The 14,892-nt window shown below is 48.0% G+C and carries 13 protein-coding genes; 10 read left to right on the top strand and 3 right to left on the bottom strand.

Annotated features, from left to right (window positions below; all coding sequences use genetic code 11):
* On the top strand, positions 1-234 hold a 234-nt coding region (locus tag Q0668_RS05965), incomplete at its 5' end, for an HAD hydrolase-like protein (protein WP_298861273.1).
* 180 nt (positions 235-414) lie between these two features.
* Positions 415-924, top strand: a complete 510-nt coding sequence (locus Q0668_RS05960) for a beta-hydroxyacyl-ACP dehydratase (RefSeq protein WP_298861270.1) — start codon at positions 415-417, stop codon at positions 922-924.
* 14 nt (positions 925-938) lie between these two features.
* On the opposite strand, the gene Q0668_RS05955 is transcribed toward Q0668_RS05960, so the two are convergent.
* The 3 genes from Q0668_RS05955 to Q0668_RS05945 form a co-directional block, all read right to left on the bottom strand.
* Positions 939-2,348 carry a glucose-6-phosphate isomerase gene (locus tag Q0668_RS05955; protein ID WP_298861267.1) on the bottom strand — a complete coding sequence of 470 codons (1,410 nt, stop codon included), beginning with the start codon at positions 2,346-2,348 and terminating at the stop codon, positions 939-941.
* Between the two features lie 40 nt (positions 2,349-2,388).
* Positions 2,389-2,949, bottom strand: coding sequence for an orotate phosphoribosyltransferase (gene pyrE, locus Q0668_RS05950; RefSeq protein ID WP_298861264.1), 561 nt, complete (start codon positions 2,947-2,949; stop codon positions 2,389-2,391).
* A 206-nt stretch (positions 2,950-3,155) separates the two neighbouring features.
* Positions 3,156-4,430, bottom strand: coding sequence for a L,D-transpeptidase family protein (locus Q0668_RS05945; protein WP_298861261.1), 1,275 nt, complete (start codon positions 4,428-4,430; stop codon positions 3,156-3,158).
* Between the two features lie 313 nt (positions 4,431-4,743).
* Between Q0668_RS05945 and Q0668_RS05940 the strand changes: the two genes are divergently transcribed.
* The 8 genes from Q0668_RS05940 to Q0668_RS05905 all read left to right on the top strand — a co-directional run bounded on the left by Q0668_RS05940 (position 4,744) and on the right by Q0668_RS05905 (position 14,729).
* Positions 4,744-5,418, top strand: a complete 675-nt coding sequence (locus Q0668_RS05940) for an ABC transporter ATP-binding protein (protein ID WP_298861259.1) — start codon at positions 4,744-4,746, stop codon at positions 5,416-5,418.
* Positions 5,419-5,481: 63 nt separating this feature from the next.
* Positions 5,482-6,828: an FtsX-like permease family protein gene (locus Q0668_RS05935; RefSeq protein ID WP_298861257.1), complete on the top strand. Its 1,347-nt coding sequence runs from the start codon at positions 5,482-5,484 to the stop codon at positions 6,826-6,828.
* A 548-nt stretch (positions 6,829-7,376) separates the two neighbouring features.
* Entirely contained in the window at positions 7,377-8,090 is a 714-nt protein-coding gene (locus Q0668_RS05930) for a DUF4190 domain-containing protein (protein WP_298861255.1), read from the top strand.
* Between the two features lie 67 nt (positions 8,091-8,157).
* A complete protein-coding gene (locus tag Q0668_RS05925; protein WP_298861253.1) occupies positions 8,158-9,135 on the top strand; it encodes a hypothetical protein in 978 nt (325 codons plus the stop codon).
* A 76-nt stretch (positions 9,136-9,211) separates the two neighbouring features.
* On the top strand, positions 9,212-10,402 hold the full coding sequence (locus tag Q0668_RS05920) for a hypothetical protein (RefSeq protein ID WP_298861251.1): 1,191 nt from the start codon (positions 9,212-9,214) through the stop codon (positions 10,400-10,402).
* 85 nt (positions 10,403-10,487) lie between these two features.
* Positions 10,488-11,678: a hypothetical protein gene (locus Q0668_RS05915; RefSeq protein WP_298861248.1), complete on the top strand. Its 1,191-nt coding sequence runs from the start codon at positions 10,488-10,490 to the stop codon at positions 11,676-11,678.
* A 121-nt stretch (positions 11,679-11,799) separates the two neighbouring features.
* Positions 11,800-12,789 (top strand): phosphoglycerate dehydrogenase, encoded by a 990-nt coding sequence (locus Q0668_RS05910; protein ID WP_298861246.1) that lies wholly within the window; start codon positions 11,800-11,802, stop codon positions 12,787-12,789.
* A gap of 56 nt (positions 12,790-12,845) precedes the next feature.
* A complete protein-coding gene (locus Q0668_RS05905; RefSeq protein ID WP_298861243.1) occupies positions 12,846-14,729 on the top strand; it encodes a hypothetical protein in 1,884 nt (627 codons plus the stop codon).
* Positions 14,730-14,892 lie beyond the last annotated feature (163 nt).

The following is a 14,892-nucleotide window of genomic DNA, read 5'->3' as shown; positions in this document are numbered from 1 at the left end:
CAAAAACTAATTGATCGGTTCGAACAGCTGGGAATTTCGCCACAGGAAATCCTGCACGTCGGCACTCGGATTCACGATGATCTGGCAATCGCCAAAAATCTGGGGATGAAAACGGCATTATTTGCGGGTGACAGCCTCAGTATGCAGGCCAGTAAAGAAGAAGTCCGAAATCCTGACACAAAACCTGATAGATTGATCACCAATTTAAGCCAATTAACGCAAATCCTCGATTAACAAATAATACCAAGTTTGCTAAGATCGCGAGTTTTACCGGCGATCTGTGTAGTCTGTATTAGATTGTGAATCGTTGGTAGAAACTACTTTTGCCTTATCTAAGCCATTTCAATTGCGTAATGGTCACGATCAATAAATCAGTGCTGTATCGTTGGATACCCCATACGGAGAAAAGAGACCATGCCTCCCAAGTTGCTATATGATGGAATCGACTTTGATTTTGAGAACCCTGTATTCGGCATCGAAGAAATCAGGGAAATCAACCCTCAGCGATTTGAGATGGAACAACTGACGGGGATTGTCCATATCGATAACGAAAAGCATGGGATCGTCGGCTTTAAAGATATTACCGAAAATGAATTCTGGTGCCGTGGCCATATGCCCGATTTTCCTTTGATGCCCGGAGTGGTGCTTTGTGAATGTTCGGCTCAGCTAGCTGGATTTTATGCCCGCAAGTTCAAATTACTGGGCGGCGACTTCCTGGGCTTTGGTGGCATGAACGATGTTCGTTTTCGTCGTCCCGTCTATCCTAACCAGCGTCTGGTCATCATGGCGCAGCTACACCGCATTCGCGCCGGCAAGCGAGCCGAGTTCAATTTCCAGGGTCTCGTCGAGGGAAAGACCGTCTTCAGCGGACAGATGATCGGTGTTCCGATTGATAAAAATCAGAAAGCACCCGGAACTGAATGAGGAGCGCGAATCATTCAGCGATTCAAAACTTCCTGCATGTTCATTTTATAGGCTTCGACACCGGGCTGACCGTACGGATTGATCTTGATCAAACGTCCTTCCAGAACCGTTGCCAGCATCAGTAATTGCAAAGTCTGACCTAGCGTATATTCATCGAGGACAGGCAAAATGAAATCAGCAGTGGGTCGATCGGCATCTGCATAGGCCCGATTCGTGCCCTCGATTGCAGCAGAAAGAATATCGGGAATGGTTTTCCCATCCAGCTTATTGAGTTCGTCCTGATTTTGATTTTCCGGAACAACGGGAACGGGAACGGAATCAGAGTTGGATTTTTCGACGATCAAATTGGTAATCAGTTTATCCAGCGCCCCTTCCTGATGTTGCTGGCCTCGACTGTGCAGGTCTCTGGTATTCACGACCGTCAAAGGGGTTGCCCCTTTTTCTTCTTTCCCTAGACTTTCCGCCAGTAATTGATCATACCAGAGTCCCAACGCTTCGAGGCGTTTTCCCCAGGTGGAAAGAATCCGAATCGAAACATTTTTCTCTTTTTCAAACAGATGGCAGGTCGCGGTATAATCCAGGACCGGATTATCGCCCATCGGCTGACTGACAAATCTCTGTGTCATATCGGCGGCACCTTGCAGGAGCTGCTTAATATCCAGCCCCATGACGGCCGCGGGAAACAGCCCCACCGCGGTGAACACAGAAAAACGCCCTCCGACAATGTCGGGAATTGGAAAAACGCTGGAATAACCTTTCTGGTTGGAAAAGTTTCGCAACTTGCCTTCCAGTCCGGTCACGGGAACAACCAGAGAGCGGCTCTCGTCAGAATCGACTCCGTAATAATTTTCCAGTAATTCACGGAATAAGCGGAAGCCTACCGCGGTTTCCAAAGTTCCCCCCGATTTGCTGATGACCGTCAGACTCCAACGTTGCAACACATCATGGGGGTCCTGACATCCACTTTGTAATAAGTCACGCAAAGCGGATACAGAATCGTTGTCGACATTATTACCTTCAAAATATAGACGGGGTACACCCTGTCTTTGCGCGCGAGTCAATTCGTTATGCCAGGGATTGCAGACCGCTTCGAACAGAGCCCGCATCCCCATATAGGAGCCACCAATCCCCAATACCACAAAACGGTCGGACTGCTCGCGCAGTTCCCGGGCTTTGGATTCAATTTTTCCCAGCAGACTTTTGCCCTGCTCTGAATCATATTCATCCAATAGTTGCTGAGGCAGGTTTTGAAAACCGGCATCTAACGGCTGCTTGTGGGCAGGAATCTGATCGGTTCCCAACAGCGCGATATCGGCCAGCATTTCATCGCGGGCTGCGATGAGATCAGGCTGAAGTGTTTCGTATAATTGATTATCAATCAAACGTCGGGCCGCGGAATCATCATAACGCAGAATATTTGTCATCCGAAATATCTTTCATCAAAGCTCTGTAGACTTACAACGATCAAGCATCTTCCGCGGGTGGTTCAATTCCAAAGTCTTCGATCGTCAGCAGTGCTTCGAAGGGAATATTCCGTTTTTCGAAGTTCGCGGCGCCACCTTGTAAACGGTCGACGACTCCTAATGCCCGCACTACTTTGCAGCCAAATTCTTCTGCACGATCAACGGAGAGTAAAGCGCTACCGGCGGTTGTAATGACATCATCAACAATGACCACTTTATCGCCAGGCTGGACGGGGCCTTCGACATATTTATTAGTGCCGTGCCCTTTAGGTTCTTTGCGAACCATAAAGCCGTTTAAGGATTTTCCCTGTTCAGCAGCGATTGCCAGTACACCGGCGACGATCGGATCTGCACCAATGGACATGCCGCCGATGGCATCAAATTCGACATCGGCCAGCATTTCCAGTAACCCCTCACTCACCAGGCGGAGCCCATGCGAATGCAGCACGACCTGTTTTCCATCAAGGTAGTAACTGCTTTTCTTTCCCGAAACCAGCGTGAAATCACCAAATTTTAAAGCGCGTTCTCGAAACAACTCGATCAGCTTTTCCCGATCAAACATGAATGTTCTCTTCTCTAACCTGAATGTGTGTCATTAATGATGTAGAACCTGTGAAAAAGTACGTTTATCGCAAACGTACCGCATCAGGCTCAGCCTCACCCATTCTACAGGCTGGAATTCAACATTCAAACAGACCGCGGTGAAAGAATCGCGCGAATTCGCGTTTCATGGGCATGTTCTAATCGTATTCGCGTCAAAAGCAGAAATCAGGGCCGAATGACCACTTCTGAGTCCAGACCCAGCAGGTCGTAGACTTCGGCAACATCTTCATTGTGCATTCGCACACACCCTTTTGATTCTGCTTTACCGATCGAAGCCGGATCGATCGTGCCGTGAATGCCATAGCTGTCGCCGATATCAATCCAGCGTTCTCCCAATGGATTTTCCGGATCATCGTTGGCAATCACACCATCCTGACCGTAATAAATCGGATCAACGAGTTTATCTTTGACTTGAAATTTCCCGGTTGGCGTGGAGTGATCTTTACCAATTCCGATCGCGTAGCGTTTGACGAAATATCCGTGCGAATGGATAGTCAGCGTGAATTCGCTCAAATCCACAAAGGCAAAAAATGGTCCCTTAATGACTTTCAATTTCTGGCCGGGCCGAATTTTTTTAGGGTCAATCTGATTGAGTTTCGCCAGATACTCCCAGGTAATTTTATAATGTGTCGCTACTTTTCTCAGTTGATCGCCGGGCTCGATTTCATGTGGCGTCATAAAATGTGGTTGCGGGGTAAAATAAATGATGCGTGCTGTCTCTTCGATGCGCGATTTAATGACCGGATATAATTGAGGCTGTTTCCAATAAATTTTTGAAAGCTGCTTGTGAGCATCCAGAATTTTCCCCTGTTGAATTAACTGGTCGATGGCGATTAAATCAGGAGTGTTATTCTTCGCCTGCGTTCCAGCCACTTCCTCTTTAAAACTGGCATTCTCGGCAGACTTGATGACGCGCGGGCTCGCACGTTTTATTCCTTCTGGTGGGATCAAATTCCTCGGAACATTTTTTGCCGCGACCTGTTGAGAACCGAGTGATTTGTCTTCTTTACGCAAAGGCTCGGCAGATCCATTGAATCGTTTTGGTTCGAGGGCTTCGTTTACAGGAGAGTCGACTTTGGTAGGAGCCTCTACGACTTCCCCGGTCAATGTCCGCTTGTAAATTCGAGGTACTTCGATATCTCTGCTCTGATAGGCGCGTTGATTATCATTGCCTTCCAGTAATTCTTCAGCCGGTGGTTCCGACTGTGCGATGATTGTCTCCTCGGACAAAACGGGTTCCACATATCCAGAAGCAGACTGACCTTTGCCGGACAGAGAAGCATCATCGGATGAGGCCTCTTCCAAAGAGCCGGTGGGTGCACTGCCCATGTGAAATGGGAGCATATCAAATTTCCATGCAGCAGTCCCTATAATTCCCAGTCCCACGATCATTACGAAACGAAAGGGAGTCATTAATCGGCGCTGGTAACGACTTCGCATCTTGCTATCATCCTTGATTCACAATTCCTACACACATTGGTTAAAATCAGAGAGGCGGAACTATAGCAAATTGACGTAAATCAGCCTACTGCGATCCAGAGAGAGCCGGGTTGGACTTTCTTAGTCGTAAGTCACCTATCGATAATTATTTAAGACTTGCCGGCAAGTCTCCCTGATCGGGAATAATTGCAAAGATTTGTCAAAACACCCCTAGGCAACCACCTGCTTACTGCATTACATTTGCAATAACAATTGCCGAGGTCTGTTCTCAGAAATTTGGTTCCTTTCCTCAGATTCCCTGAACGAGGTCAGTATGTCCCTGCTGCTGGAAAACGTTAAAAAGAGTTACCGTGAGCCGAATGGCTCCGTTCTGCCCATCCTGGATATCGCGCGGTTTGAATTGAAAGAGAACGAACAGGTTGCTTTGATCGGCGAGAGCGGTTCGGGAAAATCGACTCTGCTGAATGTCATCTCTGGCATCACCGCCGCCGATAGTGGAAAGGTGACAATCGCGGGGACCGAAATTGCTTCGATGGCAGAGGTAGTCCGTGACCGGTTTCGTGCCGAGCGAATTGGCTTCGTCTTTCAAACATTCAACTTGTTACCTGCTTTTTCGGCGTTGGAAAACGTATTGCTGGGAATGAGTTTTTCTCGCAAAAAGCCGAACCGTGACCGCGCGAAAGAACTTCTGGCGCTGGTGGGTCTGGAACGCCGGTTGCATCACCATCCCAAACAGATGTCCGTTGGTGAGCAACAGCGCGTGGCGGTTGCCCGGGCTCTAGCGAATCAACCTAAATTATTACTGGCGGATGAACCGACGGCGAATGTCGATCTTGCGAATCAGGATACGATCCTGAAGCTGTTGCGCGAAGCCTGTGCCCAGAATCAAATTGCGATGCTGCTGGTGACGCACTCTCAGGAAGTGGCCAACCAGTTTGACCGTGTGGAAACTCTGACGGAATTCAACAAAGTTCACGCTCCAGTATAGTTCTCATGATTATTGATTGATGTCCTCATCTTTTTATTCAGCGAACAAAAGTAACAGCCCATTATGAATACTCTGACTATCGCCTGGAAAAGTATCCGACAACGTCGTGTCGCCTCTCTGTTGACGGCATTGAGTGTTGCCCTGGGTGTCACTCTGATGATCTCAGTGCTTGTGATCAATGGCGTAATTGACCGCATGTTTAATCAGACGGCCAGCGGTTATGACTTGATTGTTGGTCCGAAAGGCAGTCCCCTACAACTGGTATTGAATACGGTTTTTCGTGTCGGAGCGCCGATTGAAAACCTGCCTTATCGTTACTACACCGAATTGAAGAATGACCCCCGTATTGAAGAAGCGATTCCCTTTGCCATAGGTGATGTCACTCAAAAAGGAGGCTTTCCGATTGTCGGTACCATTCCACGCTATTTTGCGCTGGAATACATTCCCGGTCGCCATTTTCGGATCAACAGCGAGGGTAAATTTTTGCCATCTACCTGGGATTCGGTGATTGGCTCTGCGGTCGCAAAACAGAACAACTGGAAGATGGGTGATGAATTCCAACTGATTCATGGATCTGCAGAAAGCGGGCACGTGCATGATGAAAAATTTAAAATCGTGGGGATCTTGGCGCCCACGGGAACTCCCAATGATCGAACGGTATTCGTCAATCTGCGTGGGTTTTACCAGGTTTCCGGCCATGAAAAACCACTGGAAGAAGCAATCCGCCGGGAAGCGGCATTCTTTGGTGAGAAAGTGGATGAGGAAAAGCTGAAAGCGCTCCTGAAAGAAAACGCGAGCCACGATCATCATGATCACAGCGGCCACGGTCATGCTCATGCAGTACCAGATGCTCAGAAAGAAGTCACCGCGATTCTGGTTCAGATGAAAGGTGATCGCTTACGAGGCTTTGCCACGATCAAGTTCCAATCGCAATTGAAAGAGGGCAATCAGGCTCAAGCCGTCAATCCCATTCAACAGATCACCTGGCTGATGACAAACATTGTGGGTAATGTGCGCACGATGCTGATTGTGTTGACGTCTCTGATTATTATTGTTTCCGGCGTGAGTATTTTTGTCAGCATTTATAATTCGATGTCCGACCGCAAAAAAGAAATCGCCATCATGCGCGCTCTGGGAGCTGGCCGCACTGCAGTCTTCACCATTATTCTCTCCGAATCGGTACTGCTCTGTCTGGGTGGTGGTTTACTGGGAATTGTTCTGGGGCATGGTCTGGTCTTTGTTGCTTCCCCCATTATTGAGGCCCGCAGCGGACTGTTGATTAACCCCTTTGCGTTCAGTTCCGTCGAACTGGTTCTGCTGCCGGTTCTGGTTGTGCTGGCTTCGCTGGTCGGATTCATCCCGGCCATGACCGCCTACCGCACCGATGTCGCCAGCACATTGAGTGATTGATTATTCATCAAACGCACGATCAGACGTCTTTCGCCAGACGTCGTTGGCATATTCGAATCAGTAACAAGGCTTTAGTGAACTATTTAACAGAACTCACGATTTTTGTTTGATAGACTTGCAAACAACCTATAAGTGCTTAGTTATTCACATCTTATCTATCGACGTTGTATCGAATATGTTTTATTGAAGCTGACATTCGTATGAAACGGGCAATGCCTATTTTTAAGTTTCATAATAATTCAACGAAAAACGACGCTGCAGCGTATATATTGTATTGCCTGGGGTATGTAAGTCGTTTCCTGTAAAGGAGCATTGGTTGACTTTTCGGGATAGGTCGGTAAACCCTGATTTCTGCCCGGTCTTAGATGATTTCTCCGGTTTTCTGTGCAAATTCAGGGGTGCTTCGAGCCCTTGGGCATGTTATGATACCAGTATTCAAAGTGGTTCACTGCGAAGGTCGGGGAATGTACCTCGTAAGTGTGCGACGATCATTTATAGTATTTCTCTTTATTCCTGATTCTTGCTGAATAATTGAAAGGCCTTGCAACATGTCGCAAGTTCTTGATGGATCCAATCAATCGTATCAAAACGCCGTCGATCTCCAGGACGAGTTTTCTTACAAACCCGTGCCCCCTACCGCCGTCGTTGGTCTGGCTCTGGGGTTGCTTTCGTTTATTGCGTTATTCGGAATTATCGGGTTGGGAATTGCCGTTTTCGGTATCATTGTCTCGCTCTTCAGTATCTTCAGCATCAAACGATCTGCTGGAGAACTGGGAGGAAAAACAGTGGCGCTCGCGGCGATCGTACTTTCTACGTTTTTCCTGATCACCGGTATTTCCTATCAGTCTTTTGTCTATGCACATGAAGTTCCCGAAGGTTACCATCGGCTCAACTTTAGCAGTGATATTTCGGCCAAGGATTTTGTCGAAAAAGATGGTGTCAGCAGAGTGAATCCTGACGTGATGAGTTGGGATAAGCAAAACATTTTCATCAAAGGTTACATGTATCCCACCCGACAAACAAAAAATTTGAAAAGTTTTATTCTGGTCAAAGACAATGGCCAATGCTGCTTTGGTGGACAACCTGACGCTAAGGATATGATCCTGGTCGAGATGCAAGGTGATAAGATTGCTAATTTTTACGCAGGCCTGGTATCAGTGTCTGGGGAATTTCAAGCGGAAGCTCCTACCACCGCAGGCGAACTAAAACCCGTTTATCAATTAAAGGGAACAAACTTTGAGCAGGCACGGACCGCCTATTGATTGATGTGCCCATCGACAGAGAGAGCAAGACGATTTAGAAATTTATTTACCGATTGGCTCAGATTGAATGACAGTCTGGGCCATTATCAACTTTGTAAAGAAGTTGGTGCAACCACCCGATCATCAGGAGTTTGATCACGTGCAGGCCCACCTTTATCCCACCCGCCAGACAATTCTTTTTTTGCTGTTGCTGACGTTAGTCAGTCTTCCTGTCTTCGGAGTCGGCTGTTCTTCATCGGAACCGACAGAGTACCGCCAGTTCAGCGAGAAGATCGATAAAAACGACCAGAACGATCCGAAAACGGTTGCAGTATCTGTTGACACTGATTCGAAATCATCTGTTGCGAAACAAGATCAGCAACCGGAAAAAACAAAAGCAGTAGCGAAAACGCTGACAGATTCAACACTCCGGCCTGACACAGAGAAATTACCTTTAACGGCAACAGACTTGACTCCAGCCAAAACAATATCCGCATCAAAGACACAGCAACCTGAAAAAGAGTCCGGCGATGTTGTCGTGGCTCTGGTCGCGCGCAAACCCGATCCTAAGCTACGCGCGTTGACTGCAGAGGAAGAAAAAGAACTGAAGAACAGCAAACCGCGCGAAGTCAAAATACTCATCAAGGATCACGCCTTCAGCAAAACGTCTCCGGGAAATGTGCTCCGGGTTTCCTACGATGATATTGACTTGCTGAAAGTCATGAATATGGAACCGGTCACACCCAATGCACCGGAATTAATGCCCCAATGGCTCAAAGATCTGGATGGTAAGCGGATTCGGATCAGAGGATTCATGTATCCCCCTTTTCAGCAGACGGGAATTGAAGCTTTTTATCTGGCCCGAGATAATCAGATCTGCTGCTTTGGGAAAAACCCGAAAATTTATGACCTGTTTCCCGTTGTCATGCGGGATGGAGTTACGTCAGACTATATTCTCAATCGTCCCTTTGATGTGGTCGGCGTCTTTCACATCAAAGTCGAAACGATCGGAGACGAATTAGAATCCATTTACATCATCGAAGACGCCATCGTGATCGACAAATAATGCCATAAGGTTTTAAACTGATAATTACCTATTTCGTATTTTCAAAACAGATATGAATCGCCATGAGGTTCGACAAATGAACGGTCTAAAAAGATACATTAACAATCGCCTTTTTCTGGGACTGATCTGCGGTCTGCTTGTGATGGCGCAACTGCCTTTTGTCACAGCTTGTCCATTCTGTTCTGCCCCTTCGTTGACCTTAACCGAACAGCTCTCGCAGTCTGATGTTGCTGTACTTGTGCAATGGTCGGAAGCTGAAAAGGGGACGCTCGAAAAAGCGGGGAAGACGGTCTTTGAAGTCAAAGAGATTGTCCGCCAATCAGACAAAGACAAATTGAAAGTCGGCGATCAGATTACCATCAACCGCCATCGTCCCGGGAAAAAGGGAAATCTGTTTTTGCTGCTCGGCACCAAAGGGACCAGCATCGACTGGGGAGATCCCATTGAAGTTACCGAAACGAGCTTCCATTACATTTCTCAGGCGCCCGCTCCGGAAGAGAAAACAACAAAACGCTTGCGTTACTTTTTGAAGTTCCTGGAGTACCCGGACCAGATGGTCTCGAACGATGCCTATGCCGAATTCGCAAATGCTCCCTATGAAGACATTACTCCCTTAGCCAAGGATCTGCCGCGCGAAAAACTTCGAAAATGGATTGTCGACCCAGACACGCCGGTGACTCGCCTGGGTTTATATGGTCTTTTGCTGGGCCTGTGTGGTCAGGAATCTGATGTCGCGTTTATGGAAAAAAAGATCAATGAACCGACAAAAGAGTTCCGACTGGGCATTGATGGCGTGATCTCAGGATACCTGTTACTGACCGGCGCAGAAGGGTTGGATAAAATTGACAAGACAAAATTCATTCCAAAAAATGTCGCCTTCAGCGAAACGTATGCTGCCATGCAAGCGTTGCGTTTCATGTGGACTTATGGCGATGAGCGCATCAGCAAAGAACGTTTGAGAAAATCGATGCAGTTATTACTGGACCGCCCCGAACTGACCGACCTGGTTGTGGCTGACCTCGCCCGCTGGAATGACTGGAGTGTTCAGGATCGTCTGATGAAAATGTATGGCACGGGAGATTACGACATCCCGTCTATCAAACGGGCCATTGTCCGTTATCTGCTGGTCGCTTCCAAAGGCAAGAACAAAAAAGGAATCGGCCCCGATGCAGCCACGACTGAAAAAGCAAAAGCATTACTCGATAAGTTGCGCAAAGAAGATCCGAAAACCGTCAAAAGTGCAGAACGTTTCTTTTTCTTTAAATAATGAGCCGACAATTACCCCATCGGATGGGAACGAAGTACAGAATTTATTTTCATAAATCCACACTCAATTGACCGAAGGATCGGCAATGATTGTTCGAAACACGCTTGTTGCAAACCGTTATCTCACAGGACTGATTTGCGGTCTGTTGTTCATCGCACAAATCTCTGAGGCAGAAGCGTGCCCTTTCTGCCCGGGTCCTTCGACGCCTTTGACTGAAAAGCTTTCACAGGCCGAAGTCGCTGTGCTGGCGACATGGGTTTCCGCGGAAGAAGGTACCTTCAAAAAGTCGGGCAAAACGATCTTTGAAGTCAAAGAGATTGTCCATCAAACAGACAAAAGCAAATTGAAAGTCGGCGATTCCGTTTTCTTCAATCGACATCGCGTTGGGAAAAAAGGAGCCCTGTTTCTGTTACTGGGCACCAGAGAGACCAGCATGATCTGGGACCCACCGATTGAAATCAGCGAAACGTGCTTCCACTACATGACACACGCGCCTGCACTTGAGGAAAAAACGACTGACCGTTTACGCTATTTCCTGAAGTTTCTGGAACACCCGGACCAGAAGATAGCCACGGATGCCTTTGCTGAATTCGCGAATGCTCCTTTCGACGAGATCGCGTTGCTTGCCGATGAGCTGCCTCGGGAAAAATTTCGAAAATGGCTCATCAGTTCAAAGACACCCGTGCCTCGACTGGGACTGTACGGTTTGCTATTGGGTCTTTGTGGTCAGGAATCTGACATTGCGTTTATGGAAAAGAAGATCAAGGAGCCTGGGAAACAAATCAGGATGGGCATTGGTGGTTTGATTTCGGGATACCTGATGCTGACGGGAGCCGCTGGACTGGATCAAATTGATCAGAGCAAATTCGTCTCCAAAGATGTTGAGTTTAGTGAAACGTATGCCGCCATGGAGGCACTGAGTTTCATCTGGACTTATAAAGAGAGCCAGATCAGCAAAGAACGAATGCGTCAATCGATGCGACTTTTATTAAATCGCCCGGTATTGGCCGACAGAGTGATCACGAACCTCGCGCGCTGGGAAGACTGGAGTGTGGTGGACCGCCTGATGAATCTTTACGGCGAAGAGGCTTACGACAACCGAGCTACCAAGCGGGCCATCGTGCGTTATCTGATGGTCGCTTCCAAAGGCAAGAACAAAAAAGGAATTGGCTCTGATGCGGTTACTGCAGAAAAGGCAAAACGCCATCTTTCCCAATTGCGTAAAGCAGACCCAAAAACGGTTGAAAGTGCACAACGGTTCTTTTTCTTAAGATAAGGATTCGCTGGCATTTCGTTTTTTCGCCTTGGGAACGTTGTCAGTCGCTACAACGTTTCGCTAGAGTAGCAGTACGGTTTTTCTCTTATTTAAGTACTGCCTATATAGAAGAATTCTTATCATGCCTCGTGCGTTTTGTACTGCTAAAATGTGTGACTTTGGTCCCCATTTCGAAATTCTGCAAGCCGGCGGATTTGAAGTAGCCACTGTTCCTGCCGACGTTGACTTACGTAAAGAACCACACCGCGTCGTAGAACAGGTCCAAGGTTATGAAGCAGTGATTGCTGGTGCCGAGCCCTTTACCAGAGAAGTTCTCGAACAGCTTCCGGACTTAAAAGTGATTTCGCGCTATGGTGTCGGCTATGATGCCGTCGATTTGGAAGCCTGCGATGATTTGGGAAAAGTGGTGACGATTACGCCGGGAGTGAATCATCACTCTGTGGCAGAACAGGCTTTTACATTGATCATGGGCATCGCTCGGCTGTCGCGTTCACAGGACCAGGCAGTCCGTGCTGGTCAATGGGAGTGGCATTTAACACCGCGCGTCTGGGGCAGCACCATCGGAATTATGGGTCTCGGACGGATTGGCCAGGCAATGGCTACACGCGCCATCGGAATGGGCATGACGGTTCTGGCTTACGACCCTTTTCCCAATCAGGCATTTGCCGATGAACATCAAATCAAACTCGTTGATCTGAATGAACTGTTAGAGCAATCGGATTATGTCACGTTACATCTGCCCGTCACCCCTGAGACGCGGGACATTATTAACAGAGACACGCTGGCAAAAATGAAATCAAGCTCTGTTTTGATTAATACTGCACGTGGGGGGCTCGTTGACGAAGAGGCGTTGATTGAAGCCCTGGAATCAGGGCATTTACGGGCCGCGGGCCTGGATGTTTATAAAAAAGAGCCATTACCTGTTGATAGTCCTTTGATCAAACTCGAAAATGTATTATTGAGTTGTCATACGGGCGGCCTGGATCGGGAATCGCACCGTGATGCTTATGCGATGGCGGCTCAAAATATCGTAAGATTATATCAGGGAGACTGGCCTGAAGAGTGTGTGGTGAATTTAAAAAACACAACAGACTGGAAATGGTCAAAGTAGCTCTCTTGACAAACTGGTTCTGTTGACATTTCTGGCAGTTGGAAACTGGATTCATTATGACAGCCTCTCATTCCAGTTTTTTGAAAATCAGTCCTCGGATTTCCGTGTTGCCTTTGATTCACGGAAGCGGCGATTTCGCGATCGAAGTACGTCGCGTGATGCTGACAAATCAGTTTGATTGCCTGGCTGTTCCCCTGCCTCAATCGTTTCAGGAAGACGTTGAACGGGCCATAACTTTTCTTCCCAGTATCATGACGGTGCTGCAGGAAGAGCCCCCGATCACAGGCGGTGCACCCTGGGAAGAAGCGGAAGATGACGAAGAAAGCCAGCGCGTTTTCAGCTATGTTCCCATTGATCCCTGTCAGGGTGTGATAGCGGCTCTGAGAATTGCGATGATGGAACGCATGGATCGGCATTTCATTGATCTGGAAACACAACGCTTTGAAAGCATTTCTGCTTCATTACCAGATCCGTATGCCTTGAAGAAAGTCCCTCTGGAAACGTTTTCCGCCGCTGTATTGCCATCACTGAAAAAAGTGCCGGAAGGACAACCTCTGGACCGCTGCACGATGATGGCGCACCGTTTGCGCGAACTGGAAACAAAGTATCAGTCGATCTTGCTGGTTTGCTCGCTCTCAGACTGGCCCTGGATTCATGACGCCTATATCGATCAGATACCGCTGAAAGTTGAAGATGAAGAAGTGAACGACACCAAAGTATATGCTGCTGCTCCTGAAACGCTGCTATTCATGCTGGGCGAACTTCCTTACATTACCGGCTTGTACGAGGCCGCCCGTTCCGAACTGGGTGATGATGAAAATTTATCAGTCGATGGGATCAAGGAGATGGCGTTGACGGCCCGCGATCGCTATCGACTGGAATTGAAATCACGAGGCCGAAAAATTACGCCGAAAATTCTTTCGGTCTATTTTCGTTATGTACGCAACCTGTCGCTCATCGAGCGCCGCATGACCCCGGATCTCTATACTCTGGTCAAAGCGGCCCAACAGGTTGCCGGTGATCAGTTTGCCATTCAAGTTGCCGAGACAGCGCGAGAATACCCGTATGTGCATTTACTGCCTTTCGAGTCGCTCAGATTCGGAATTGAACAGGCAGAGCTTCCCGACGGCAGCATGGTCGAATTAAGCAATCGCTTACCCGGTAATCCCATCTCCTGGAGAAGTTGTGAATTGATTCCCAAACCTCCCCAGCCGAAACAGGATGAATGGGATATGAACTGGGATCCCTACAAACAATGTAGCTGGCCTCCCGAAGATGTTGCCATCGAAAAATTTCGTACGAGTGTGAAAGACCATGCCCTGTCTCTGTTGGGTGTTGATCTGGCGCGCACCGAAAAATTTACGACGAGTTTGAAGGACGGACTTGATCTGCGCGAAACATTACGGAACTGGCATACGGGCGAACTTCACGTTAAAGTGCTCCCCCCCAGTCGAGGCAAGCTGGATTGTGTGATTATGCTGTTTGATAGTCCTGCAGACCCCCGGGATTATCCCTATCGGCTGACCTGGCACGCCGAACATCAGGACGAATCGACGCTGGCATTTTTTGCCACTGATCACCGAAAAGAAATGGTGGGGCCTGGCATCGGTCTGGCAAGTTATGGAGGCGCGTTGTTCCTGTTTCCGCCCCGTCCGATTTATGATATCTGGAACGACGTCCAATTTGATTTTGTTGATACACTTGAGGAACGCCTGCTGGTAGCCGCCTGCCATTACAGTGAAGAGAAGCACATCGCATTGCTTAGTAATGCCCCCCCCGGTGCGGGCTGGCGGCGTCTGGCGAAACGGTATCAGAAGAAATTGATACACGTTCCCATCGGCCGCTTCAGTCAAGAAACTCTGCAACAACTGCGGATGTTCCATGTCCTCAACGGTCAGGAAATTCGCAGCTTTGCCGCTCATTATATTCGTAAAGCATAGCGACTTACGTCGATAGCTCGCGATTTTGATTTGATCCCGGTATATAATTAGTTATTTTAAGAAATTGAATTCGTGTTTGTTTTTACCGTGTTCATTGCTTTATGAACTGATTAGAATATGGGTTGTTAAAAATTCACCCCGCCTTGCCCTAACTCCTCTACCA

The sequence above is a fragment of the uncultured Gimesia sp. genome, from assembly GCF_937910335.1.
Lineage (GTDB): Bacteria > Planctomycetota > Planctomycetia > Planctomycetales > Planctomycetaceae > Gimesia.
Note: the sequence above shows the minus strand (reverse complement) of the source record. Positions and strands in the feature narration are given on the sequence as shown.

Excerpts from the sequence above, each read along its gene's own strand:
- Q0668_RS05960 (WP_298861270.1), top strand. The coding sequence starts at position 415 with ATGCCTCCCAAGTTGCTATATGATGGAATCGACTTTGATTTTGAGAAC.
- Q0668_RS05955 (WP_298861267.1), bottom strand. The coding sequence starts at position 2,348 with ATGACAAATATTCTGCGTTATGATGATTCCGCGGCCCGACGTTTGATT.
- pyrE (WP_298861264.1), bottom strand. The coding sequence starts at position 2,949 with ATGTTTGATCGGGAAAAGCTGATCGAGTTGTTTCGAGAACGCGCTTTA.
- Q0668_RS05945 (WP_298861261.1), bottom strand. The coding sequence starts at position 4,430 with ATGCGAAGTCGTTACCAGCGCCGATTAATGACTCCCTTTCGTTTCGTA.
- Q0668_RS05940 (WP_298861259.1), top strand. The coding sequence starts at position 4,744 with ATGTCCCTGCTGCTGGAAAACGTTAAAAAGAGTTACCGTGAGCCGAAT.
- Q0668_RS05935 (WP_298861257.1), top strand. The coding sequence starts at position 5,482 with ATGAATACTCTGACTATCGCCTGGAAAAGTATCCGACAACGTCGTGTC.
- Q0668_RS05930 (WP_298861255.1), top strand. The coding sequence starts at position 7,377 with ATGTCGCAAGTTCTTGATGGATCCAATCAATCGTATCAAAACGCCGTC.
- Q0668_RS05925 (WP_298861253.1), top strand. The coding sequence starts at position 8,158 with ATGACAGTCTGGGCCATTATCAACTTTGTAAAGAAGTTGGTGCAACCA.
- Q0668_RS05920 (WP_298861251.1), top strand. The coding sequence starts at position 9,212 with ATGAACGGTCTAAAAAGATACATTAACAATCGCCTTTTTCTGGGACTG.
- Q0668_RS05915 (WP_298861248.1), top strand. The coding sequence starts at position 10,488 with ATGATTGTTCGAAACACGCTTGTTGCAAACCGTTATCTCACAGGACTG.
- Q0668_RS05910 (WP_298861246.1), top strand. The coding sequence starts at position 11,800 with ATGCCTCGTGCGTTTTGTACTGCTAAAATGTGTGACTTTGGTCCCCAT.
- Q0668_RS05905 (WP_298861243.1), top strand. The coding sequence starts at position 12,846 with ATGACAGCCTCTCATTCCAGTTTTTTGAAAATCAGTCCTCGGATTTCC.